Below are 23,277 nucleotides of genomic sequence, written 5' to 3'. Positions count from 1 at the left end.
CGCACGTCCGAGAGTGCTAGGTAAGCAACGCCCATGTCCGAAACCCCAGAGCACGCCGGGCCCACCGGCCCCGATGCCCAGGTCCCCGATCCGCTGGACGCCTCGTCGGTCGCCGCCGCCGTCGACGCCGCGCTCGCCGACATCGCTGCCGCAGCCGACCTCGATGGGCTCAAGGCGGTCCGAATCACCCACTCCGGCGAGAAGTCACCCCTGAGCCTTGCGAATCGGGGGATCGGAGCGCTGCCGAAGGAGCAGAAGTCCGCCGCGGGCAAGAACATCGGACCGGCGCGGGGACGCATCAACCAGGCGCTCGCAGCCCGGGTCGTCGAACTCGAGGCCGAGCGTGACGCCCGGATCCTCGTCGAGGAGGCCGTCGACGTCACGGCCGCCCCACGCCGTCGCCGCACCGGCGCCCGCCACCCGCTGTCCACCCTGCAGGAGCGCGTCAGCGACGTCTTCGTCGGTATGGGCTGGGAGATCGCTGAGGGACCCGAGCTCGAGTCCGAGTGGTTCAACTTCGACGCCCTCAACTTCAAGCCGGACCACCCTGCCCGCGAGATGCAGGACACCTTCTTCGTCGAGCCTCCCGAGGCGCACCTCGTCCTGCGCACGCACACGTCACCGGTACAGGTCCGCTCCATGCTGGAGCGCGAGCTGCCCATCTATGTCCTGTGCCCGGGCAAGGTGTTCCGCACGGACGAACTGGACGCCACGCACACGCCTGTGTTCCACCAGTTCGAGGGCCTGGCCATCGACAAGGGCCTCACCATGGCCGACCTCGTCGGAACGCTCGAGCATTTCACGCAGCAGCTCTTCGGGGATGGAGCGAAGGTCCGCCTGCGCCCCAACTACTTCCCCTTCACGGAACCGAGCGCGGAGCTCGACATCTGGCATCCGGGTGCCAAGGGCGGGCCCCGCTGGATCGAGTGGGGCGGCTGCGGCATGGTGAACCCCAATGTCCTCCGTGCCACCGGCATAGACCCGGACGTCTACTCCGGGTTCGCCTTCGGCATGGGGATCGAGCGGGCACTCATGTTCCGCAACGAGGTCGGCGACATGCGGGACATGATCGAGGGCGATGTACGTTTCAGCGAACACTTCGGGATGGAGATCTAGGTGAGAATCCCCTTGTCCTGGCTGCGCGAATACGCAGCCGTACCTGCGGACGCAACAGCGGAAGACGTGATGGCCGAGCTCGTGAAAGTGGGCCTGGAGGAGGAGGACGTCCACCGTCCCACCGACGAGCTGACCGGGCCAATCGTCGTGGGCCAGGTGCTCAGCCTCGTGAAGGAACCTCAGTCCAACGGCAAGACCATCAACTGGTGCGAGGTCCGCGTCGTGCCCGAGGGCGCCGAGCAGACCCTGACCGGCGACGGCATCGACCCCTCGGGCGTGCAGGGCATCGTCTGCGGCGCGCACAACTTCGTCGAGGGCGACAAGGTCGTGGTGACGCTTCCCGGTGCAGTTCTGCCCGGCGACTTCCGGATCAGCCCCCGGAAGACCTACGGACACGTCTCAGCGGGCATGATCGCCTCCGTCCGGGAGCTCGGGATCGGCGACGACCACGACGGCATCCTCGTCCTGTCGACCCTGGGCCTCGACCCCGAGATCGGCACCGATGCCCTGGACCTCCTCGGGCTCTACGACGAGGCCGCGGAGATCAACGTCACGCCCGACCGGGGTTACTGCTTCTCCATCCGCGGAGTGGCTCGCGAGTATGCCCACGCGACCCGGACGACCTTCACGGATCCCGCTGCCGCCGTCGTCGTCCCGCCCGCCGCGGGCGGGGGCTATCCGGTGCGGCTCGAGGACTCCGCACCGGTCTACGGCAAGGCCGGCTGCGACCGCTTCGTGGCGCGAACAGTGCGCGGGGTCGATACCTCGCGCCCGACGCCGCCCTGGATGTCCGCCCGCCTGCGCCTCGCAGGCATCCGCTCCATCTCCCTCGTCGTGGACATCTCGAACTACGTGATGCTCGAACTCGGCCAGCCGCTCCACTTCTACGACCTGGACAGGCTCTCCGGCGACATCGTGGTCCGGCGCGCCCTGCCCGGCGAGAAGCTGCGGACACTCGATGACAAGGAGCGCACGCTCGACCCCGGTGACCTCCTGATCACCGACTCGTCGGGCCCGATCGGCATCGCGGGCGTCATGGGCGGTGCCTCCACCGAGGTCTCCGACGGCACCAGCGCCGTGCTCATCGAGTCCGCACACTTCGACGACGTGAGCATTGGACGGTCGCGACGGCGGCACAGGCTGCCGTCGGAGGCGTCGAAGCGCTTCGAGCGCGGTGTCGACCGTCAGATCGCGGACATCGCGGCACAGCGCGCCGTCGAACTGCTCCTGGAACTCGCCGGCGGTACGGTCGACGACGCCGTCACCGACGTCGGGCAGGCGCCCGAAGCCCGGGTCATCGAGCTGGCCGCCGACTTCCCGGCACGCCTGATCGGCCGCGAGTTCACGGACGAGCAGATCACGGGAACGCTCACCGACCTCGGCGCGACGGTCGAGAAGACCGACGGCGGGTACCGGGTCACGGCGCCGAGCTGGCGCACGGACCTCGAGACCCGCGAGGACCTCACCGAGGAGATCATCCGCCTCGTCGGGTACGACACCATCCCCTCGACGCTCCCCGTGGCACCTCCCGGCCGCGGACTCACGCGCGTGCAGCAGCAACGGCGACGGCTCCTGAATGCCCTCGCCGCGGCAGGACTCACCGAGGTCCTGTCCTATCCCTTCGTCGGTGAGCAGGCCAACGCCGTCTTCGGCACGCCCCACGAGGGAGACGCTGCGCCCTCCGTCAAGCTCGCGAATCCGCTGAGCGCCGAGCTCGGCTATCTTCGCCGCTCGATCCTGCCCGGTCTCGTCGAGCTCGCCAAGCGGAACCACTCGCGGGGCTTCCGCGACCTGGCCCTCTTCGAATCGGGTGCCGTCTTCCTGCCGGGGACCTCGATGGGCACGGAGTCCATCCCACCGCTGGGCATAAAGCCCGACGACGCGGTCCTCGACGGGCTGTACTCGGGAATCCCCGACCAGCCGCAGACCATCGCGGCCCTGTTCACCGGACACGAGCTCGTGCCGTCGGCCGGCGTCACGCCCCGCGCCTGGGACTGGGCCGACGCCGTCGACGTCGTGCACCTCATGGCGCAGGTCACCGGTGTCGACGTCGTGGTGCGGAAGGGGAGCCACCAGGCCTTCCATCCGGGCCGTACGGCGGAGTTCTCACTGCGCAGCGGGGAGGTGCTGGGCTACGCGGGCGAACTCCACCCGAAGCTGATCGCCACGCAGGACCTACCGGTGCGCACCGTGGCCTTCGAGATCAACGCCGACCTCCTGTTCGAGGCCGCCGCGGACGTCATCGTGGCCCGACCCCTGTCCACCTACCCCGCGGCAACCCAGGACGTGGCGCTCGTCGTCGACGCCGACGTGGTCGCGGGCGACGTGCTGGAGGCGCTGAACGAGGGGGCGGGTGAGCTCCTCGAGGACGTCAGCCTCTTCGACGTGTACACCGGACAGGGCATTCCCGAGGGCAGAAAGTCCCTGGCTTTCGCCCTGCGCTTCCGCGCCGCCGACCGCACCCTCACCGCGGAGGAGGCCAGCGCTGCACGTGACAGTGCCGTGATGGTCGCAGCCGAGCGGTTCGGAGCCGTACAGCGCTGACGTCGGGAGCAGTTCCTGACAGACAACGAGGGCCCGTCCACACCGGCGTGTGGGCGGGCCCTCGTCGTTCGGGGACGAAGACCTCAGGGGATCAGCAGCACCTTGCCGGTGGTCCGCCGTGCCTGCAGATCCTCGTGTGCCTGCGCCGCATCGGCGAGCGCATAGCGGGCGCCGATCCGCACATCGAGCTGGCCGGCAGCGACGGCACCGAAGAGTTCCTCCGACCGCCAGCGCCGCTCCTCGGCGGAGAGCAGGTAGTGCACGAGGGTGGGCCGCGTAACGAAGAGCGAGCCGCCGCTGTTCAGGCGCTGCAGATCGAGCGGCGGCACCGCACCGGATGCAGCCCCGTAGAGCACGAGCGTTCCCCGGATGCGGAGTGAGCGCAGGGACTCGTCGAAGGTCTCCTTGCCGACGCCGTCGAACACGACGTCGACGCCCGTGCCGTCCGTCAACGCCCTGACGGCATCAGCGAACCCGTCGTAGCGCAGCACCTCGTCGGCACCCGCGCCGCGGGCGAGGTCCTCCTTCTCGTCCGTGGACACCGTGGTGATGACGCGCGCCCCCTTGGCCTTCAGGAGCTGGATCAGCAGCAGGCCGACGCCGCCGGCGCCCGCATGCACGAGCACCGTATGCTCCGGCTGCACCGGGAACGTCGAGTTCGTCAGGTAGTGGGCGGTCATGCCCTGCAGGGGGAGGGCCGCCGCGGTCTCGAGGTCCACGCCGTCGGGCACGGGCAGTGCCCGGTCCGCATCGACGAGCGCGTACTCCGCGTAGGTGCCCTTGCCCTCGGCGAAGGCGACCCTGTCGCCCGCCTCGAAGCCGGCTGTATCCGCACCGAGCGCCTCCACCGTCCCGGCTGCCTCGGCCCCGGGCGTGAAGGGGTGCTCGACGGTGTAGGCGCCGCTGCGCTGGTAGGTCTCGATGAAGTTGACGCCGGCGGCCGCGACCTTGACGAGCAGCTGGCCGGGTCCGGGTTCAGGACGGTCGCTGGCGGCGAGGGTGAGGACCTCGGGTCCGCCGGACTGCCGGACGACGATGGCTGATGGCATGATGCTGTTCCTTTCCGTGGCGTCCCCTCATGCTATTCCCGCTTCATCATCGACGTGACTGCATAACTATGTGGTGGTCTGCATACTTTGTTGTATCGTTGGGCCATGACCTTCACCGCAGCGGTATCCGGCGCCAGTGGCTACGCCGGAGGAGAACTCCTGCGCCTCCTCGCGAACCACCCCGACATCGAGATCGGTGCCATCACGGCGCACAGCAATGCCGGATCGACTCTCGGTGAACTGCAGCCGCACCTCCACTCCCTGGCGGACCGCGTGCTGCAGGAGACCACGCCGGAGGTGCTCGCGGGACACGACGTCGTCTTCCTCGCGCTCCCGCACGGTGCCAGTGCGGAGATCGCCGCCCAGCTGTCCGCGGAGACCCTCGTGATCGACGCCGGTGCCGATCACCGCCTCCAGGACCCCGCCGCGTGGGAGAAGTTCTACGGCTCGCCGCACGCCGGCACCTGGCCCTACGGCCTGCCGGAACTACCCGGGCACCGCGCGGACCTGGTGGGCGCGCGGCGCATCGCCGTCCCCGGCTGCTACCCGACGAGCGTGCTCCTCGCCCTCACCCCCGGTTTCGCCGCAGGACTCCTCGAGCCCGACGACGTCGTCATCATCTCGGCGTCCGGAACCTCCGGAGCCGGGAAGGCGTCCAAACCGAACCTCATCGGCTCCGAGGTCATGGGCGGGATGAGCCCCTACGGCGTCGGGGGAGGGCACCGCCACACACCGGAGATGGAGCAGGGCCTCAGCCTCGCTGCCGGTGAGCGCGTCTCGCTGTCCTTCACTCCGACCCTCGCGCCCATGGCGCGGGGCATCCTTACGACGGCGACGGCGAAGGTCCGTCGCGGCGTCGGCTATGCGCAGCTCCGGGAAGCCTGGGAGCGGGCCTACGCGGACGAGCCGTTCGTGCGCGTGCTGCCAGAAGGTCAGTGGCCCGCCACGAAGTCCGTCCTCGGCTCGAACCACGCGAACCTCCAGCTCGCGTTCGACGAGCACGCGGGCCGCGTCATCGTCAGCAGCGTCATCGACAACCTCACCAAGGGGACCGCCGGCGGAGCCGTGCAGTCCATGAACATCGCCCTCGGTCTCGACGAGACCGCCGGCCTGACCATTCAGGGGATCGCACCGTGAGCATCACCTACCCGGGCGGCTTCCGGGCCGCCGGCGTCGCCGCAGGCCTGAAGAGCACCGGAAAGCCCGACGTCGCCCTCGTCACCAACGATGGGCCGCTGCACAACGCCGCTGCCGTCTTCACTTCCAACCGGGTGGCCGCCGCTCCCGTCCTCTGGTCGCGCCAGGTCGTCTCCGACGGCCGCGTCGACGCCGTCGTGCTCAATTCGGGCGGAGCCAACGCGTGCACCGGGCACGAGGGATTCCAGAACACGCACCGAACCGCAGAGGCCACAGCCGATCTGCTCGGCGTCTCGGCCACCGATGTATTCGTCTGCTCCACGGGCCTGATCGGCGAGCAGCTGCCGATGGAAAGGCTGCTGGCCGGCGTGGCGGACGCGGCCGGTTCCCTGGGCAGGGGCGGCGGCCCCACGGCCGCCGAGGCCATCATGACCACGGACACCGTGGCGAAGGAGGCGCGGTATCCGGCAACGGCCGATTCCGCGAGTGAGGGCTACTCGATCGGCGGGATGGCCAAGGGAGCCGGCATGCTCGCCCCCGGACTCGCCACGATGCTCGTGGTCCTGACGACCGATGCCGCACTGGATGCCGCAGCGCTCGATGCTGCGCTCAGGGAAGCCACGCGCGTCAGTTTCGACCGCACGGATGCGGACGGCTGCATGTCGACGAATGACACCGTGGTACTGCTCGCCTCGGGCGCGGCCGGCATCGCGCCCGACCAGGCGCAGTTCACAGCGGCCCTGACGGAGGTGTGCCTCGATCTCGCCGCGCAGCTCATCCACGACGCCGAGGGTGCGAGCCACACGATCGCCGTCACCACTCTCAATGCAGCCTCCGAGCGTGACGCCGAGGTGGTCAGCCGCGCCGTCGCCCGTTCCAACCTGTTCAAGACCGCGATCTTCGGGAACGACCCGAACTGGGGCCGCGTCCTCGCCGCCGTCGGCACCACGGACGCCGTGTTCGAGCCCGACCGGCTGAACGTGTCCATGAACGGCGTGCAGATCTGCCGCAACGGAGGCATCGGCGAGTCCCGGGACCTCGTGGACCTCACCGGTCACGACGTCACGGTCGAGATCGACCTCGCCGCGGGGACTGAAGCTGCGACGATCTGGACCAATGACCTGACGCACGAGTACGTGCACGAGAACTCCGCGTACTCGAGCTGATGGGAGGAACCATGACCGACTCGACGACGGGCACGGCAACCGACGTGACAGGCCCGTCCGCCTCCACCCTCCGCGCCCAGGACAAGGCCGCCACCCTGATGGAGGCGCTGCCGTGGATCCAGCGGTTCGCGGGCACCACGATGGTCATCAAGTACGGCGGCAACGCCATGGTCAATGACGACATGCGCCGGGCGTTCGCCGAGGACATCGTCTTCCTGCACCATGTGGGCATCCGTCCGGTCGTCGTGCATGGTGGAGGACCGCAGATCAACGCGATGCTCGGGAAGCTGGGCATCGAGTCCGAGTTCAAGGGCGGCCTGCGCGTGACGACCCCCGAGGCCATGGACGTGGTCCGCATGGTCCTCACCGGCCAGGTAGGCCGCGAACTCGTCGGCCTGATCAACTCCCACGGCCCTTACGCCGTCGGTCTCTCGGGCGAGGACGGGGGGCTGCTCCGCGCGGTCCGTACCGGCACCGTCGTCGACGGCGAGCCCGTCGATCTCGGCCTCGTCGGCGAGGTCACGGCGGTCCACCCGGGAGCGATCCTCGACATCCTGCAGGCAGGTCGGATCCCGGTGATCTCCACCGTGGCGCCCGAGTACGACGCGGACGGCGAGGCGACCCAGCAGGTCCTCAACGTCAACGCGGACTCCGCGGCGGCGGCCCTCGCAGCGGCCCTGGGGGCCTCCAAACTCGTGATCCTCACCGACGTCGAGGGCCTCTACGCGGCCTGGCCCGACCGGAGTTCGCTCATCTCGTCCCTCTCGGCGAGCCAGCTCCGCGAGCTCCTGCCGAGCCTGCAATCGGGCATGATCCCCAAGATGACCGCATGCCTCCAGGCCGTCGACGCCGGGGTCGAGCGCGCGCACATCGTCGACGGGCGCCTCGCCCACTCGATGCTGCTGGAGACCTTCACCACCGCGGGGATCGGGACGCAGGTCGTGCCCGACGAGCCGCAGGACAATCCAGCCGCCACCCCAGCAGATGCAGGAGCGCAGCCATGACCGGAACCACGACGGCCTCCTCGGGCCGGCACGCAGCGCAGCACCCGGTCGGGGATACCGTCGACGTCCTGACGGGCGGCAACACCGGTGCCGAATGGCTCTCGCGCTACAGCGGCGCCCTGATGGGAGTGTTCGGGACACCGCAACGCGTCCTGGTCCGGGGCTCGGGGTGCAACGTCTGGGACGCGGACGGAAAGCAGTACCTCGATCTCCTCGGCGGGATCGCCGTGAACGCGCTCGGGCACGCCCACCCGTTCGTCACCTCGGTCATCTCCAGCCAGCTTGCAACCCTCGGGCACATCTCGAACTTCTTCACGAGTCCCACGCAGGTGGCACTCGCCGAGAGGTTGCTGGAGCTGTCCCGAGCGCCCGGCGGGTCGCGGGTCTTCTTCACCAATTCCGGGGCTGAGGCCCTCGAGGGCGCCTTCAAGCTTGCCCGCCGCAACAGTACGCCGGAGCGTCACCGCATCATCGCGCTCGACGGTGCGTTCCACGGCCGCACCATGGGAGCCCTCGCGCTCACCTCGAAGAAGGCCTACCGGGAGCCCTTCGAGCCGCTGCCCGGCGGCGTCGAGCACCTGCCCTTCGATGACATCGACGCCCTGACGGCAGCGATGGACGACACCGTGGCCGCACTGGTCCTCGAACCGATCCAGGGCGAGGCCGGCGTTCGCCCGCTGTCGCCCGAATACCTCCGCGCGGCGCGGGCGCTGACCCGCGAGCACGGAGCCCTGCTGATCCTCGACGAGGTCCAGACGGGCGTCGCGAGGACGGGTCGCTGGTTCGCGCACCAGTGGGTGGACGGCGTGGTGCCGGATGCCATGACGCTCGCCAAGGGCCTGGGCGGAGGCTTCCCCATCGGTGCCCTCGTGACATTCGGCGAGCGGGTCTCGACGCTCATCAGCGCAGGCCAGCACGGCACCACCTTCGGCGGCAATCCGGTGGCGACGGCGGCCGGCCTGGCGACGCTGCACGTGCTGGAGGCGTCGGGCGCCCTGCGGCACGCGACCGACGTCGGGGCCTACCTCCGGCGGCGGCTGGCGGACGTCGACGGTGTCGTGGCGGTACGGGGCGAGGGCCTGCTGATCGGCTTCGACCTCGACGGCGACCACGCTTCGGCAGCGGTCCAGGCCGCCCTCGCCGAGGGCTTCATCATCAACGCGACAGGCCCCGCCACCATCCGCCTCGCTCCGCCCCTGATCCTCACCGAGGAGCAGGCCGCGACCTTCATCGATGCCCTGCCCGCGATCCTCACGACTGCCCGCACCAGCGCCACGGAGGCAACAGCATGACGCGCCACTTCCTCGTCGACACCGACCTCTCGCCCGCGGAGCAGGCCGAGGTCCTCGACCTCGCCGCGGAACTGAAGGCGAATCCCTATGCGCACGCGCCGTTCGCCGGCGACGGTGCGGGGCGCAGGACCGTCGCGGTCATTTTCGACAAGACGTCCACCCGCACCCGCGTGTCCTTCGCCGCCGGCATCGCCGACCTCGGCGGGGTACCGCTGATCATCAGTGCGGGTGACTCGCAGCTCGGGCACAAGGAGTCCATCACTGACACCGCGAAGGTCCTCGAGCGCATGGTCGCGACGATCGTTTGGCGCACCTATGCCCAGGCCGGCCTCGAGGAGATGGCAGCGGCGTCGAAGGTCCCCGTCATCAACGCCCTCTCCGACGACTACCACCCGTGCCAGCTGCTCGCGGACCTGCTCACCATCCGCGAGCACAAGGGGACGCTCGCGGGCCTCACGATGACCTATCTGGGGGACAGCGCCAACAACATGGCCAACTCCTACCTCCTGGCAGGGGTCACCGCCGGGATGCACGTCCGGGTCGCCGGCCCCGAGGGCTACCTGCCCGATGCCGCCGTCGTCGCCGCCGCGGTGGAGCGCGCCGCCGGGACCGGGGGATCGGTCCTCGTGACCACCGACCCCGCCGTCGCGCTCGCCGGCGCCGACGTCGTCGCCACCGACACCTGGGTGTCGATGGGCCAGGAGAACGAGAAAGCCGCGCACCAGGACCTGTTCCGCGCGTACGCCGTCGACGAGGCGGCGATTGCCCAGGCCGCGCCGGACGCCGTCGTGCTGCACTGCCTCCCGGCGTACCGCGGCTACGAGATCGCGGCGGGCGTCATCGACGGCCCGCAGTCGGTGGTCTGGGACGAGGCGGAGAACCGGCTGCACGCGCAGAAGGCACTGATGACCTGGCTTGTCGCGCAGTCGGAGGAACCGTCATGACCGTGCACCGGGACTCGATCCGCCCCGTCACGAAGACCGCACGTCACGCCCGGATCGCGGACCTCCTGACAGCGCAGTCCGTCCGCTCGCAGGCGGAACTGGCGACCCTCCTCGCGGCCGAGGGCGTCCAGGTGAACCAGGGCACGCTGTCGCGGGACCTGGTGGAGATCGGCGTCGTCCGGGTGCGCGGAGCGGACGGCGCCCTCATCTACGCGGTGCCGGTGGAGGGCGGGGGACGCCACGTCCAGAGCGGAGTCTCCCAGGAGATCCTCGACGCGCGGCTCGCCAAGCTGTGCAACGAACTGCTCGTCACCGCGGAATCCTCGGGGAACATCGTGATCCTCCGGACACCGCCCGGAGCGGCGAACTTCCTGGCGCTCGCGATCGACCACTCCGTGATCCCGTCCATCCTCGGAACCATCGCGGGCGACGACACCGTTCTGCTCGTGAGCCGGGAGCCCGACGGCGGTGCGGCCGTCGCGGAGCGCTTCCTCAGCCTCGCGCAGGAACCGCAGGGGTCCCCCGAGCCGGCCTGAGCACCACGCCGCTAGGCTGGCAGGAGAGCCTGTGCCGCGGCAAGCAGCACCACAGACCACACGACATTTCCACGCCAAATCCACGACAGATTCACGACAGACGAACCGCCGGGCTCCGCCCCGGACAAACGAAGGAGCACATCCCGTGACAGAACGCATCGTCCTCGCCTACTCAGGCGGACTCGACACCTCCGTCGCCATCGGCTGGATCGCCGAAGCCACCGGAGCCGAGGTGATCGCGGTAGCGGTCGACGTCGGACAGGGCGGCGAATCGCTCGAGACCATCCGCCAGCGCGCGCTCGGCTGCGGCGCCGTCGAGGCCTACGTGGCCGACGCCCGCGAGGAATTCGCCACCGACTACTGCATGCCCGCGCTGAAGACCAACGCCCTGTACATGGACGCGTACCCGCTGGTGTCCGCGCTCTCGCGCCCCGTCATCGTGAAGCACCTCGTCGCGGCCGCACGCCAGTTCGGCGCCACCACCGTGTCGCACGGCTGCACCGGCAAGGGCAACGACCAGGTGCGTTTCGAAGTCGGTATACAGACGCTCGGCCCGGACCTGAAGTGCATCGCACCCGTCCGCGACCTCGCCCTCACGCGTGACAAGGCCATCGCCTTCGCCGAGGAGAAGGGCCTGCCGATCGAGACCACGAAGAAAAACCCGTTCTCCATCGACCAGAACGTCTGGGGCCGTGCGGTCGAGACGGGCTTCCTCGAGGACATCTGGAATGCGCCCACCAAGGACGTCTACGACTACACCGAGTCCCCCGAGTTCCCGCCCGCCGCGGACGAGGTCATCATCTCCTTCAAGGAGGGCATCCCGGTCGCCATCGACGGCAACACCGTCACGCCGCTGCAGGCCATCGAGGAGCTCAATCGCCGCGCCGGCGCCCAGGGCATCGGCCGCATCGACATCGTCGAGGACCGCCTGGTCGGCATCAAGAGCCGCGAGATCTACGAGGCGCCTGGCGCCATGGCCCTCATCGCCGCGCACCGCGAACTCGAGAACGTCACTATCGAGCGCGAGCAGGCCCGCTTCAAGAAGACCGTCGACCAGCGCTGGACCGAACTGGTGTACGACGGCCAGTGGTTCTCCCCGCTGAAGCGTTCACTCGACACCTTCGTCGACGACACGCAGAAGTACGTCACCGGCGATATCCGCATGGACCTCCATGGTGGCCGCGCGACCGTCACGGGCCGTCGCTCCGACGTCGCCCTGTACGACTTCAACCTCGCCACCTACGACTCCGGCGACACCTTCGACCAGTCGATGGCCCGCGGCTTCATCGAGATCTTCGGCCTGTCCTCCAAGGTGGCCTCCAGCCGGGACCAGCGGGCGGGCGCCTGATGGCTCCAGCGCACGACGGCGGCTTCTCCGCGGGGCGCAGTTCGGTGGGCCCACGGACGCAGGGGTCCCCGGCCGAGCGGAGCGAGGTAGGGGGGCGTTCGGGGACGAACGAGGGTTCGCTCTGGGGTGGCCGGTTCGCCGGCGGTCCCGCCGACGCCCTCGCAGCCCTCAGCAAGTCGACGCACTTCGACTGGCGGCTCGCGACGTACGACATCGAGGGCTCCCGCGCGCACGCCCGGGTGCTGAACCGGGCGGGCCTGCTGGACGACGCCGAGCTGGCGGGGATGCTCGAGGCACTGGACGGCCTCGATGCCGATGTGCGATCGGGTGCCTACCTTCCCGCGGAGAGTGATGAGGACGTGCACGGCTCCCTGGAGCGCGGCCTGATCGAGCGCGCAGGGCCGGCGCTCGGCGGCAAGCTGCGCGCCGGACGTTCACGCAACGACCAGGTGGCAACGCTGGGACGCATGTACCTGCGCGATCACGCGAGGATCGTTGCGCAGGGCGTCCTCGCGACGATCGGCGCCCTCGTCGACCAGGCGGAGGCGCACCTCGAGGCGCCCATGCCCGGACGCACGCATCTCCAGCATGCGCAGCCGGTGCTGCTGAGCCACCATCTGCTGGCCCATGCCTGGGCCCTGCTGCGTGATGTGCAGCGGCTCCAGGACTGGGATCGTCGCGCAGGGGTCTCACCGTACGGGTCCGGTGCCCTCGCCGGTTCGTCCCTGGGCCTCGACCCGGAGGCCGTGGCCGCGGATCTCGGCTTCTTCTCCGCCACGCACAACTCCATCGACGGCACCGCCTCGCGGGACGTCTACGCGGAGTTCGCGTGGGTGACGGCGATGATCGGCGTCGACCTGTCCCGGGTGAGCGAGGAGATCATTATCTGGGCTACCAAGGAATTCTCTTTCGTGACGCTCGACGACGCGTTCTCCACCGGCTCGTCGATCATGCCCCAGAAGAAGAACCCCGACGTCGCCGAACTCGCGCGTGGCAAGGCCGGACGCCTGATCGGTGACCTGACAGGACTGCTGGCGACCCTCAAGGGCATGCCGCTTGCCTACAACCGCGATCTGCAGGAGGACAAGGAGCCGGTGTTCGACGCGATCGACACGCTCGAGGTCCTGCTCCCCGCGGTTTCAGGCATGATCGCGACGCTCGTCTTCAACACCGAGCGGATGGCGGCACTTGCGCCCCAGGGTTTTGCGCTGGCCACCGACATCGCCGAATGGCTCGTCCGGCAGGGCGTCCCGTTCCGCGAGGCGCACGAGCTCTCGGGCGCGGCGGTCCGCGTCGCCGAGCAGCGCGGCGTAGAGCTGTGGGACCTCACCGACGAGGAGTTCGCCGGCATCTCGGCGCAGCTCACGCCCGCGGTGCGCGAGGTTCTGACGGTCGAAGGATCGCTGGCGAGCCGGGACGCACAGGGCGGTACTGCTCCGGCGGCCGTCCGGCGCCAGCTCGGCGCGCTGAAGTCCGAGCTGGACGGCGTCGCGGCGTACGCAGGGGCGTGAGGGGTCGGTGCGGCGTGGTTCCATCGCAGGAACCACGCTGCACGTCTGATCGGTAGGTGCGTCCGGGCGGCAGTCGGGTACTGCCTTCGATGCGAACCGCGGACGCCGGACGGCACCCGGGGTTCGCCTGCTACGCCTGTCGCGAAGTCCTTTGACACGTCGGGGAGCCCGGCGCAGGGTGTGATCATGCAGCCCATCGCCCAGCGCGCCACCCTGCGGGAGTTCTTCCCCTACCTCAGGGGCCACGCCCGCGTCCTCGTCCTGGTCGCCGTCGTCTCCCTGATCTCGACCGGCCTCTCGATCGCCCAGCCGCTGATGGTGCAGCAGCTCGTCAACGCGGTGTCCGCGAGCGAGCCCGCCACGGTCTTCGTCTGGTTCCTCGTCGTCATCACCCTGGGTGGTGCCGTCTTCGGGGCCGCGCAGTCCTACCTCCTGCAGAGGACGGCGGAGTCCGTCGTCCTCGGCGTCCGACGCTCCCTCGTCGGGCAGCTGCTGGCCCTGCCCATCCGCGAGTTCGACCGTCGGCGCGTCGGGGACCTGATGTCCCGCGTCGGCTCGGACACGACCCTGATGCGCAGCGTCATCACGTCGGGCCTCTTCGAGATCGTGTCCTCGATCCTCATGTTCTGCGCCGCCGTCGTCCTGATGGTGCTGATCGACCCGCTGCTGTTCGGCATCACGTTGACCGCCGTCCTGCTGGGCGCCGGTGGCGTCCTGTTCCTCGGGCGTCTGATCCGCACGCGCAGCCGTGACGTGCAGGACGCCGTCGGCTCGATGACCGCCGCCGTCGAACGCGGGCTCTCCGGCATCCGCACCATCAAGGCGTCGGTCGCGGAGGAGCGCGAGGCCGCGGTGATCGACGTCGAAGCCACCAAGGCGTTCCGTGCCGGTATCGCGATGGCCCGTCTCCAGGCCGCCGTGCAGCCCATCATGTCCATCTGCGTCCAGGGTGCGTTCATCGTCGTACTCGCGGTGGGTGGTATCCGTGTTGCCGCAGGTGAGCTGCAGCTCGGCGACCTCATCGCCTTCATCCTCTATCTTTTCCTCCTCGTCATGCCCATCGGTTCCGCCATGAGCGCCTTCGTCCAGATCCAGTCCGGTCTCGCGGCGCTGGACCGGATCCAGGAGATCGCCAGGCTCGAGCCGGAGCGCCGGGACGAGGAACATCCCGCGTCCGTCAGCGGCGAGCGCCCCGCCGGCGCGACCAGCAGCGGCACGATCGAGCTCCGCGACGTGAGTTTTAGGTACGCCGTGGCGGAGGACGACGCCGAGGTGTCGCGTGCATCCGGGCCGTCCCGTTCGACCGGTCCGACGAGCGATCATCAGGGCTCGGAGCGTCAGGACCCGATCGGCGACGGCGGACAGCTCGTCCTCGACGGTGTCAGCTTCACAGTCCCTGCCGGGAGCCGGACGGCGCTGGTGGGGCCGTCGGGCGCCGGGAAGTCCACCGTGCTGGCCCTGCTGGAACGCTTCTACGAACCGACGGGTGGCGGGATCACCCTCGACGGCGCCGCACTGTCGCAGATACCGCGGTCGGAACTCCGCTCCCGCATCGGCCTCGTGGAGCAGGAAGCGCCGGTCCTCAGCGGGACCCTCGCGGACAATATGCGCCTGGCAGCGCCCGGCGCCACGGATGAGCAGCTGCGCCGGATCCTCGCCGCCGTCGGTCTGGACGAGCTCGGCGATCGGTCCGACGACGGACTCGAGCTCAACCTCGGGGAGGACGGCATCCGTCTCTCCGGCGGGCAGCGGCAACGCCTCGCCTGGGCACGTGTCATCCTCGCCGACCGGCCCGTGCTGCTGATGGACGAGCCGACATCGGCCGTCGACTCGCGGACGGAGCAGCTGCTGCAGCAGACGCTGGGGGAGGCGTCGCGCGATCGTACGGTCGTCGTGGTCGCGCACCGCCTGTCGACCGTCGCCGACTTCGACCAGATCGTCGTGCTGGACCAGGGACGAGTCTCCGCCGTCGGCACGCATGAGCAGCTGCTGGACACCAGTGACCTGTACCGGGACATGGCGGCCCGGCAGCGGCTCGTCGCGCATGCCTGATTCCGCCTCGGATCAGGCCACCGGCAGGCGCCCGCCCTCCCGATCCAGCAGACGCTGCTTGAGGGCCAATCCCCAGCGGAACCCGCCCAGCGTGCCGTCGGTCCGGATGATGCGGTGGCAGGGCACGAAGAGCGCTGCGGCGTTCTTCGCGCAGGCTGCCGCCGCGGCCCGGATGGCGGTGGGGTTCCCCGCCCGCTCGGCGTACTGCAGGTAGGTCACGGGTGCGCCCGGTTCGACGCCCCGCAGCACGTCCCACGCGTGGGTCCGGAAGGGGCCCGAGACCTGCCGCACCGGCACCGTCCTGATCGCGGCGAAGTCGCCGTCGTAATAGCGGGCGACGGCGTCCAGGATCGGCTGCACGGCCGACGCAGCCGGATCGAACTGCGCCGACCGGATGCTCGGGTGGATCTGTCCCGTCAGCTCGTCGACGAGGTCCGTCCATCCTGACGCCAGCACCGTTCCCTCCGCCTCGATCATCGTGAAGGCGCCGTCGGGTGTGTCGATGGTGGTGGTGGTGGTACCCCGCAGGAAAGGGGGAGCAGCGGGTGCTATGGGTGACGCGGTCATGGCGTGGTCGTCCGTTCGATGGAGGGCGAGTGGGTACGTGGGTGGGGAGTCATGCGCTGACGTCGGGGAGAGCCGGCACGTGCTCCGGCCCGGTCGATGCCGTCGGCGACTCGCCAGAGATGCGCGGTCGCGTAGGAACGCCACGGACGGACGGCGTCCATGGCCTCGTCGAGGCCGGTGCCTTGCCGACCGACCTCCGACCAGCCACTGAGGACAGCGGCATCGGAGGGAAGGTGGATGTCGGGGTGCCCGAGGACGCGCATCGCCACATAATCGGCGATCCAGGGATCCACGCCGTCCAGGTCGAGCAGGTCCGCGCGCAGTGCGGCCGGATCCGATCCGACACCGAGTGGAAGGTCTCCACTCGCCAGCTTCGCAGCTGCGGCCCGAAGGACGTCGTTGCGTCGGCGTGGGCCCGGCATCAGCGGTTCGGGAGCGTCGGCGAGGTCCTGGGCCGACGGGAACATCCGGGTGAGCGAGGTGCCCGGGACGTCGACCGGCGGGCCCGACGCTGCAAGGCGGCCGAAGGATGTCGTCGCCGTGGTGACAGGGTCCTGGTGCCCGGCGATCGCCCTGATCAAGGTCTCGTGCGGATCCAGCGATCCCGGGAGGCGCAGGCCGGGGACCGATGCAGCGAGGTCGGCGAAGGAGGGGCTGCGAGCAAGCACGGCGTCGATGGCCACGGGATCCGCGTCCAGGTCGAACAGCCGCCGGATCCGGCTGAGAAGCGCGGGGAGATCCCCGAGGCCGGCAACAGAGACCGTCACCGGTAGCGCAGCCTGCCCGGCGCCGCGTCGCTCCACGGAGCTTGCTCCGAACCAGGCGGGTCCGGCCGGCAGCCGGAGGAGCCGCTCGTACGTCGATTCGTCCCCCCGTTCGACGCCGGCCACGGCCCGCGCCGACAGGAACCGGAAGATGCCGTTGTCGTAGGGCAACCGCACGGGTAGGGAGAGGGAGAGTCGGACGGGTCCGCCACGTGGCGTGCCGTCGGTACCTGCATCCTGCCTCCCCTGGGGAGCCTGCCGTGATGCGTGTCGGAGCTGGCTGGGCGTGAGGTCGAAGACCTGTTGCACGGTGTCGTTGAACTGGCGGATGCTGCCGAACCCCGCAGCGAAGGCCACGTCCGCGAACCGCAGGGGTGACGCCGTGAGCAGGGTCCGCGCCATCTGTGCGCGGTGCGCCCGGGCGAGCGCGAGCGCGCCTGCGCCCAGTTCCTCCCTGAGGATCCGGTTCAGGTGCCTCGGGGAGTAGCCGAGACGCGACGCGAGACCCCCGACGCCCGTCCGGTCCACCTCGCCGTCCGCGATGAGCCGCATAGCCCGCGCGGCGGCGTCGCTGCGGAGATTCCACGCGGGGTCGCCCGGCACCGCCTCGGGCAGGCAACGTTTGCACGCACGGTAGCCGGCGTCGTGCGCCGCGGCGGACGTCCGGTAGAAGGTCACGTTGGCAGGCTTCGGCGTTCGTGCCGGGCAGGAGGGCCGGCAGTAGATGCCCGTGCTCGAGACGGCAGTCACGAACTGCCCGTCGAAGCGCACGTCGCGGGCGTCGATCGCCCGGTACTGCTGCCAGAAGTCCATGCCGTCATCCTGTCACCCCGCGCAGGGTCCTACTAGCGGGATTCGGACACGACAGAAGGACATCGGAAGGTGCCCGTTTGCTACGGTCGATGCGTGATCGAGCACAACGGCACGGACCCGGGCGTCAGGGAGAAGCTGGCAGGCAGTGCGCTCGACGTCGCTCCCTGGCTCCTCGGTGCGCACCTGACGCACCACTCCGACGACGGCCGAGTCTCGGTCCGGGTCACCGAGGTGGAGGCCTACCTCGGTGCCGACGACCCCGGCTCGCACGCGTTCCGCGGGCAGACCGCACGGAACGCGACCATGTTCGGCCCCGCCGGGCACATCTATGTCTATTTCACCTACGGAATGCACTACTGCGCCAACATCGTCTGTGGAACCCAGGGGTGGGCCACAGGACTCCTGCTGCGCGCCGGGGAGATCGTCGAGGGGGTGGATCTCGCGCGCGGGCGCCGTTCCCATCCGGCGTCGGACCTCGATCTCGCGCGCGGCCCTGCGCGACTCGCCCAGGCGCTGGGACTCGACCGTCGGTTCGACGGCGCTGACGCTCTGGCGCACCCCTTCCGGCTCGTCCTGCCCACGGAGCCCCCCCGGGAGGTCCGACGGGGGCCGCGCGTCGGTGTGAGTGGTGCCGCCGGAACCGGGGAGTACCCGTGGCGTTTCTGGTTGCCGGACGACCCCACGGTGTCCCGCTACCGGCCGGGCAAACCACGCGCAGCCCGTAAGGTTGATCCGTGAAGAACAGCGAAACGGATACCGACGGAACCCTGGCTGCGGGAACGGCCGCACAAGGGGGGACATCAGCGCTCGCTCTCCGAGCGAGAGAAGCGCTCGGCCGCCTGACTGCCGTCGTCCCTGATTTCCCGTCACCGGGCATCCTGTTCCGCGACCTCACCCCCGTCTTCTCCGACGCCGAGGCCTTCCACGCAGTTGTCGACGCCATCTCCGAGCCATTCGCCGGAACCTTCGACGCCGTCGCCGGAGTCGAGGCTCGCGGCTTCCTGCTTGCTGCCGCGGTCGCCTACGCGACCGGCACAGGCGTCGTCACCATCCGCAAGGCAGGCAAGCTGCCGCGGGCCGTGTACAGCGCGTCGTACGACCTCGAGTACGGGCAGGCTGCGCTCGAGATCCACCAGTCGGACCTGCCCGCCGGGGCGCGCGTCCTGGTGCTCGACGACGTCCTTGCCACGGGTGGAACGCTCGCCGCGGCGTGTGCGTTGCTCGACAGGGCAGGTGCCGTCGTCGTCGGATGCGGAGTGGTTCTCGAACTCGGCGCTCTTGGCGGACGCACCGCCCTGGCAGGCCGTACGGTGCACGCGCTGGAGATGGTACGGCCCGCGCCGCGCTAGACTTGACGGTCCGCCTTTTTCTGGAAGGAAGTTTCCGATGCACGAGACGTCCCAGGCCAAAGCCGAGCTGCAAGGCGAGCGCGACTACGTCGACGGCCTGTACCGCCGCCTCGATGATCTCCGGGCCGAGAAAGCCGAGCAGCTCGCCGACGTCCGGCGCACCCAGGCAGCAGGGTCCCACCAGAACCGGTCCGAGCGCGACGCCTTCGCCACCATGTACGAGGACCGCCTCGCCCAGCTGAACGCCGTCGATGACCGGCTCGTCTTCGGGCGGTTGGATCTCGACAGCGGGAACAAGAGGTACATCGGGCGTATCGGGCTCTCGGATGAAGACCTCCGGCAGCTGATGGTCGACTGGCGCGCACCGGAGGCGGGCACGTTCTACCAGGCCACGGCCTTCGAGCGTATGGGCGTCCGACGCCGTCGGCACCTCATCCTGTCGCGGCGCGACGTGGTCGCCATCGAGGACGATGTGCTGGACGCCGACCTGCTCGGCGATGACGATTCCCTGCAGGGCGAGGGAGCCCTGCTCGCGGCCCTGAACTCGCGGCGTACCGGCCAGATGTCCGACATCGTCGGCACTATCCAGGCAGAACAGGACCGCATCATTCGCGCGCCCCTGCCCGGCGTCACCGTCGTGCAGGGCGGACCAGGCACAGGAAAGACTGCCGTTGCACTCCACCGTGCCGCCTACCTGCTGTATACCCACCGTGATCGGCTGAAGTCCGCCGGAGTCCTGCTGGTCGGGCCGACGGACGCGTTCATGAAGTACATCGAGCGCGTGCTGCCGTCCCTCGGCGAGACCGGCGTCGTCATGGCGGGTATCGGCACGCTCATGCCGGGGATCGCGACGGTGCAGGAAACCAGCGAGGAGGCAGCCGCCCTCAAGGGCCGCATCGGGATGGCGGAGGTCATCCGCACTGCAGTTGCCAACCGGGAGCGTGTGCCCGCCGAGAACAAGCGCCTGAACGTCGAAGGGACGATGCTCACGCTCACGCCGCGCCAGGTGGCCCGCGCGCGCGAACGTGCCCGCGCCACCGGCAAGCCCCACAACGAAGCCCGCGTCACCTTCGTCAAGATCCTGTTGCGTGAACTCACCGAGCAGTTGCTGGACAAGCTCGAAGAGTCGTCGGGCGGCGGCAACAACGCCGACCGGTCCTATCTCGCGGAAGACGTCCGCAGCTCGCGGGACGTGCGGATAGCGCTGAATCTCGCGTGGATGCCGCTCACACCGCAGAAGCTCGTGTCGGAGCTGTTCTCCCGTCCCGAACTGCTGCGCGCAGCCGCACCCACGCTGAGCGACGCCGAACTGGCAGCACTGCTCCGGCCCGTCGACGCACCGTGGACCGAGGCTGATGTGCCGTTGCTCGATGAGGCGGCGGAGCTCCTGGGGGATCTCGATGTGTCGGCGGGACGTGACACCGCCGCCCGGGAGCAGGAGCAGAAGCGCGATCTCGCCAATGCCGAGCGCACCCTCGAGAACGTCAACGCGTCGCTCGAGGACTCCGGTGTGGACGGTGTGCTCACGGCCGAGGACCTGGCGCAGCACAATGCCGTCTCGGTGACGCGACTGTCCGCGGCCGACCGCGCGTCGGGCGACCGCACCTGGGCCTACGGGCACATCGTCGTCGACGAGGCGCAGGAGCTGTCCCCGATGCAGTGGCGCCTGCTCATGAGGCGGTGCCCCCTCAAGTCCTTCACGATCGTCGGAGACATCGCGCAGACCAGTTCAGCCGCCGGCTCCAGGTCCTGGCAGCAGGCACTCGAGCCGTTCGTGGGGGAGCGGTGGCAGCTGGAGGAGCTGACGGTCAACTACAGGACGCCTTCGCAGATCGCGGAAGCCGCCGTGCGGATGGCCAATGCCGCCGGGCTCGTGGTTTCCGCACCCAAGGCCGTCCGGGAGGGCCGGTTCTCGCCCGTCCTCGACACAGTGCAGGACCTCGTGCCGTCCCTGGTGCGCGCGATGCCCGAGGAACTGGCCGCGATCGACGGCGGCCTGCTGGCCGTCATCGCGCCCGAGCGGCTACTGCCCGACGTCCGTGCGGCGCTGGCGCCCGAGTACCGCGATCGCGTCGGGACCGGTGCCGGTGGGCCCGGACAGGACATCGTGGTCATCAGCCCCCGGGAGTCGAAGGGCCTGGAGTTCGACGGCGTCGTCATCCTCGAGCCCCAGGAGATGCTCGATTCCGCGACTGCAAGGGTCGGAGATCTTTACGTCGCAATGACCCGGCCGACGCAGCGTCTCCGCGTCATCTCATCGGGCGAAATTCCCGCTGGTATCGCCGGCTGATAATTTGAAGGGGTGTCCCAGCAAACAGGTACCCCGGTCAGTGGCCTTCAAGGCCAACGCAACGATCCGTCGTTCGACGATATCTACGACGAGCTCGTGTGGCGTGGGCTGATCTATGTGTCCACCGATGAAGGTGAGTTGAAGGAACTGCTGGCCGGTTCGCCGATCACCTTCTACTGCGGGTTCGACCCCACCGCTCCCAGCCTGCACCTCGGCAACCTCGTGCAGCTCCTGACGATGCGCCGCCTCCAGCTGGCCGGTCACCGGCCCCTGGGCCTGGTCGGAGGATCGACGGGTCTGGTCGGAGATCCACGCCCGACGGCAGAGCGGACCATGAACACGAAGGAAACCGTCTCCGAGTGGGTCGGCTACCTCCAGGGCCAGGTGCAGAAGTTCCTCGACTTCGAGGGTGGCAACGCTGCACGCATGGTCAACAACCTCGACTGGACGGGGCCGATGAGCGTCATCGACTTCCTGCGCGACGTCGGCAAGTACTTCCGTGTGGGCACGATGATCAAGAAGGAGACGGTGTCCAAGCGCCTGAACTCCGACGAGGGCATCAGCTACACCGAGTTCAGCTACCAGATCCTGCAGGGCATGGACTACCTGCAGCTGTTCCGTGACTACGGCTGCGTCCTCCAGACCGGCGGCTCCGACCAGTGGGGCAACCTGACCAGTGGCACCGAGCTCGTGCGGAAGGTGGAGGGCAAGGGCGTCCACGCGATCGGCACGCCGTTGATCACGAACTCGGACGGTACCAAGTTCGGCAAGAGCGAGGGGAACGCAATCTGGCTCGACGCGGCGATGACGAGCCCGTACGCCATGTTCCAGTTCTGGCTCAACACCTCCGACGCCGATGTCGCCGAGCGGCTGCGCATCTTCACGTTCCGCACCCGGGCGGAGATCGAGGAGCTCGAGCAGGCAACAGTGGAACGGCCCCAGGCGAGGGCAGCCCAGCGTGCCCTTGCTTACGACGTGACCTCGCTCGTCCACGGGCCCGACGCAACCGACAAGGTGATCGCGGCGTCCGCAGCCCTCTTCGGGCAGGGCGACCTTGCAGCCCTCGATCTCGTGACACTTCAGGCAGCTACGGCCGAACTCGACTCCGTCCCGACGTCGAGGGACGCTCTCGGGATCGTGGAACTGCTGGTTGCGTCCGGGCTGTCGCCCAGCAACTCGGCTGCTCGTCGGACGGTTGCCGAAGGCGGGGCCTACGTGAACAACGCGAAGATCTCCGACGCCGATCACACCGTCGGGGAGGACGACCTCCTGCACGGGCGCTACCTGCTGGTCCGTCGTGGCAAGCGGAACCTGGCCATGCTCGACGTCGGCTGATCGGCGCGTTCCCTCTTCGGCGGCGGCGCGAGCCGGCACCTTCCTTCGGGTGGGTGCCGGCTCGCGCTGTTTCTCGCGCCGTTCGCGGGTCTCCTGCTTGGGGTGTGGGTTGATTTGGTGGTGGGGGTGGGGTGGTCGTATAGTTATGGAGTTGCCCCGGTGTGGGTGACAATCCCCCTTTGATGAAGTTGATGTTGTTCCGGCGTGTGCTGTGCATGCGGTGGGGTGGCTTTGGTTTCGTGGTCGGTTGTGTGGGTTTGCTGGTTGGTTGTGGTGCCGGGTTTTTGCCTGGTGGTGTGGCTGGGGAGCGGATTTGCGGGATCGGGTTGGTGCGGGTAAGCTTGTAAAGTTGCTTCGGAGCGATGACGCAGTGTTTTGGTTGTGTTGGGTGCCGGTAGTGCCTGTTGTTTGAGAACTCAATAGTGTGCCAAGTTTGTTGATACCGATTGTTTTTTGATTG

The 23,277-nt window shown here is 69.2% G+C and carries 18 protein-coding genes; 15 read left to right on the top strand and 3 right to left on the bottom strand.

From position 1 onward, the window contains the following. Nucleotides 1-33 precede the first annotated feature (33 nt). Together pheS and pheT are read left to right on the top strand one after the other, a co-directional pair. Nucleotides 34-1,116, top strand: a complete 1,083-nt coding sequence (pheS, locus tag RCH21_RS14485; RefSeq protein ID WP_326964987.1) for a phenylalanine--tRNA ligase subunit alpha — start codon at nt 34-36, stop codon at nt 1,114-1,116. Continuing rightward, the gene (gene pheT, locus RCH21_RS14480; protein ID WP_326964986.1) at nt 1,117-3,660 is read left to right on the top strand and encodes a phenylalanine--tRNA ligase subunit beta; all 2,544 of its coding nucleotides are present in this window, start codon (nt 1,117-1,119) and stop codon (nt 3,658-3,660) included. A gap of 83 nt (nt 3,661-3,743) precedes the next feature. On the opposite strand, the gene RCH21_RS14475 is transcribed toward pheT, so the two are convergent. Continuing rightward, a complete protein-coding gene (locus RCH21_RS14475) occupies nt 3,744-4,709 on the bottom strand; it encodes a quinone oxidoreductase family protein (protein WP_326964985.1) in 966 nt (321 codons plus the stop codon). Between the two features lie 105 nt (nt 4,710-4,814). Between RCH21_RS14475 and argC the strand changes: the two genes are divergently transcribed. The 9 genes from argC to RCH21_RS14430 all read left to right on the top strand — a co-directional run bounded on the left by argC (nt 4,815) and on the right by RCH21_RS14430 (nt 15,699). Then, complete coding sequence (argC, locus tag RCH21_RS14470) at nt 4,815-5,846, top strand: N-acetyl-gamma-glutamyl-phosphate reductase (RefSeq protein ID WP_326964984.1); 1,032 nt, start codon at nt 4,815-4,817, stop codon at nt 5,844-5,846. Then, nucleotides 5,843-7,012: a bifunctional glutamate N-acetyltransferase/amino-acid acetyltransferase ArgJ gene (argJ, locus tag RCH21_RS14465; RefSeq protein ID WP_326964983.1), complete on the top strand. Its 1,170-nt coding sequence runs from the start codon at nt 5,843-5,845 to the stop codon at nt 7,010-7,012. Before argC ends, argJ begins: the two co-directional genes overlap by 4 nt. Nucleotides 7,013-7,023: 11 nt before the next feature. After that, on the top strand, nt 7,024-8,016 hold the full coding sequence (gene argB / locus RCH21_RS14460) for an acetylglutamate kinase (RefSeq protein ID WP_442784718.1): 993 nt from the start codon (nt 7,024-7,026) through the stop codon (nt 8,014-8,016). Next, nucleotides 8,013-9,308, top strand: a complete 1,296-nt coding sequence (locus tag RCH21_RS14455) for an acetylornithine transaminase (RefSeq protein ID WP_326964982.1) — start codon at nt 8,013-8,015, stop codon at nt 9,306-9,308. The genes argB and RCH21_RS14455 overlap by 4 nt, the downstream gene beginning before the upstream one ends. Beyond that, entirely contained in the window at nt 9,305-10,252 is a 948-nt protein-coding gene (gene argF / locus RCH21_RS14450) for an ornithine carbamoyltransferase (protein WP_326964981.1), read from the top strand. Before RCH21_RS14455 ends, argF begins: the two co-directional genes overlap by 4 nt. Further along, on the top strand, nt 10,249-10,788 hold the full coding sequence (locus tag RCH21_RS14445) for an arginine repressor (protein WP_326964980.1): 540 nt from the start codon (nt 10,249-10,251) through the stop codon (nt 10,786-10,788). Before argF ends, RCH21_RS14445 begins: the two co-directional genes overlap by 4 nt. Nucleotides 10,789-10,933: 145 nt before the next feature. After that, complete coding sequence (locus tag RCH21_RS14440) at nt 10,934-12,136, top strand: argininosuccinate synthase (RefSeq protein WP_120148073.1); 1,203 nt, start codon at nt 10,934-10,936, stop codon at nt 12,134-12,136. Then, on the top strand, nt 12,136-13,647 hold the full coding sequence (gene argH / locus RCH21_RS14435) for an argininosuccinate lyase (protein ID WP_326964979.1): 1,512 nt from the start codon (nt 12,136-12,138) through the stop codon (nt 13,645-13,647). Before RCH21_RS14440 ends, argH begins: the two co-directional genes overlap by 1 nt. A gap of 186 nt (nt 13,648-13,833) precedes the next feature. Then, entirely contained in the window at nt 13,834-15,699 is a 1,866-nt protein-coding gene (locus RCH21_RS14430) for an ABC transporter ATP-binding protein (RefSeq protein ID WP_326964978.1), read from the top strand. A 12-nt stretch (nt 15,700-15,711) separates the two neighbouring features. Here RCH21_RS14430 and RCH21_RS14425 read toward each other — a convergent pair whose 3' ends face one another. Together RCH21_RS14425 and RCH21_RS14420 are read right to left on the bottom strand one after the other, a co-directional pair. Then, the gene (locus RCH21_RS14425) at nt 15,712-16,266 is read right to left on the bottom strand and encodes a methylated-DNA--[protein]-cysteine S-methyltransferase (RefSeq protein WP_326964977.1); all 555 of its coding nucleotides are present in this window, start codon (nt 16,264-16,266) and stop codon (nt 15,712-15,714) included. Next, complete coding sequence (locus RCH21_RS14420) at nt 16,263-17,843, bottom strand: AlkA N-terminal domain-containing protein (RefSeq protein WP_326964976.1); 1,581 nt, start codon at nt 17,841-17,843, stop codon at nt 16,263-16,265. The genes RCH21_RS14425 and RCH21_RS14420 overlap by 4 nt, the downstream gene beginning before the upstream one ends. A gap of 93 nt (nt 17,844-17,936) precedes the next feature. On the opposite strand from RCH21_RS14420, the gene RCH21_RS14415 reads away from it, so the two are divergent. The 4 genes from RCH21_RS14415 to tyrS are packed head-to-tail and all read left to right on the top strand — an operon-like array spanning nt 17,937 to nt 22,817. After that, nucleotides 17,937-18,581 (top strand): DNA-3-methyladenine glycosylase, encoded by a 645-nt coding sequence (locus tag RCH21_RS14415; RefSeq protein ID WP_235830577.1) that lies wholly within the window; start codon nt 17,937-17,939, stop codon nt 18,579-18,581. 29 nt (nt 18,582-18,610) lie between these two features. Beyond that, complete coding sequence (locus RCH21_RS14410) at nt 18,611-19,192, top strand: adenine phosphoribosyltransferase (protein ID WP_326965066.1); 582 nt, start codon at nt 18,611-18,613, stop codon at nt 19,190-19,192. Between the two features lie 37 nt (nt 19,193-19,229). Then, on the top strand, nt 19,230-21,482 hold the full coding sequence (locus RCH21_RS14405; protein ID WP_326964975.1) for a HelD family protein: 2,253 nt from the start codon (nt 19,230-19,232) through the stop codon (nt 21,480-21,482). Nucleotides 21,483-21,494: 12 nt separating this feature from the next. Beyond that, nucleotides 21,495-22,817, top strand: coding sequence for a tyrosine--tRNA ligase (gene tyrS / locus RCH21_RS14400; RefSeq protein WP_326964974.1), 1,323 nt, complete (start codon nt 21,495-21,497; stop codon nt 22,815-22,817). Nucleotides 22,818-23,277: the final 460 nt, after the last annotated feature.

This window comes from Arthrobacter sp. PL16 (assembly GCF_035985055.1).
Lineage (GTDB): Bacteria > Actinomycetota > Actinomycetes > Actinomycetales > Micrococcaceae > Arthrobacter_D > Arthrobacter_D cheniae.
The sequence above is the reverse complement of the archived record's forward strand: the minus strand, read 5'-3'. Positions and strand labels throughout refer to the sequence as shown.

What these genes read in the sequence shown, in the direction of transcription:
- pheS (WP_326964987.1), top strand. Translation starts at nt 34, where the DNA reads ATGTCCGAAACCCCAGAGCACGCCGGGCCCACCGGCCCCGATGCCCAG.
- RCH21_RS14475 (WP_326964985.1), bottom strand. Translation starts at nt 4,709, where the DNA reads ATGCCATCAGCCATCGTCGTCCGGCAGTCCGGCGGACCCGAGGTCCTC.
- argC (WP_326964984.1), top strand. Translation starts at nt 4,815, where the DNA reads ATGACCTTCACCGCAGCGGTATCCGGCGCCAGTGGCTACGCCGGAGGA.
- argB (WP_442784718.1), top strand. Translation starts at nt 7,024, where the DNA reads ATGACCGACTCGACGACGGGCACGGCAACCGACGTGACAGGCCCGTCC.
- RCH21_RS14455 (WP_326964982.1), top strand. Translation starts at nt 8,013, where the DNA reads ATGACCGGAACCACGACGGCCTCCTCGGGCCGGCACGCAGCGCAGCAC.
- argF (WP_326964981.1), top strand. Translation starts at nt 9,305, where the DNA reads ATGACGCGCCACTTCCTCGTCGACACCGACCTCTCGCCCGCGGAGCAG.
- RCH21_RS14445 (WP_326964980.1), top strand. Translation starts at nt 10,249, where the DNA reads ATGACCGTGCACCGGGACTCGATCCGCCCCGTCACGAAGACCGCACGT.
- argH (WP_326964979.1), top strand. Translation starts at nt 12,136, where the DNA reads ATGGCTCCAGCGCACGACGGCGGCTTCTCCGCGGGGCGCAGTTCGGTG.
- RCH21_RS14430 (WP_326964978.1), top strand. Translation starts at nt 13,834, where the DNA reads ATGCAGCCCATCGCCCAGCGCGCCACCCTGCGGGAGTTCTTCCCCTAC.
- RCH21_RS14425 (WP_326964977.1), bottom strand. Translation starts at nt 16,266, where the DNA reads ATGACCGCGTCACCCATAGCACCCGCTGCTCCCCCTTTCCTGCGGGGT.
- RCH21_RS14420 (WP_326964976.1), bottom strand. Translation starts at nt 17,843, where the DNA reads ATGGACTTCTGGCAGCAGTACCGGGCGATCGACGCCCGCGACGTGCGC.
- RCH21_RS14405 (WP_326964975.1), top strand. Translation starts at nt 19,230, where the DNA reads ATGCACGAGACGTCCCAGGCCAAAGCCGAGCTGCAAGGCGAGCGCGAC.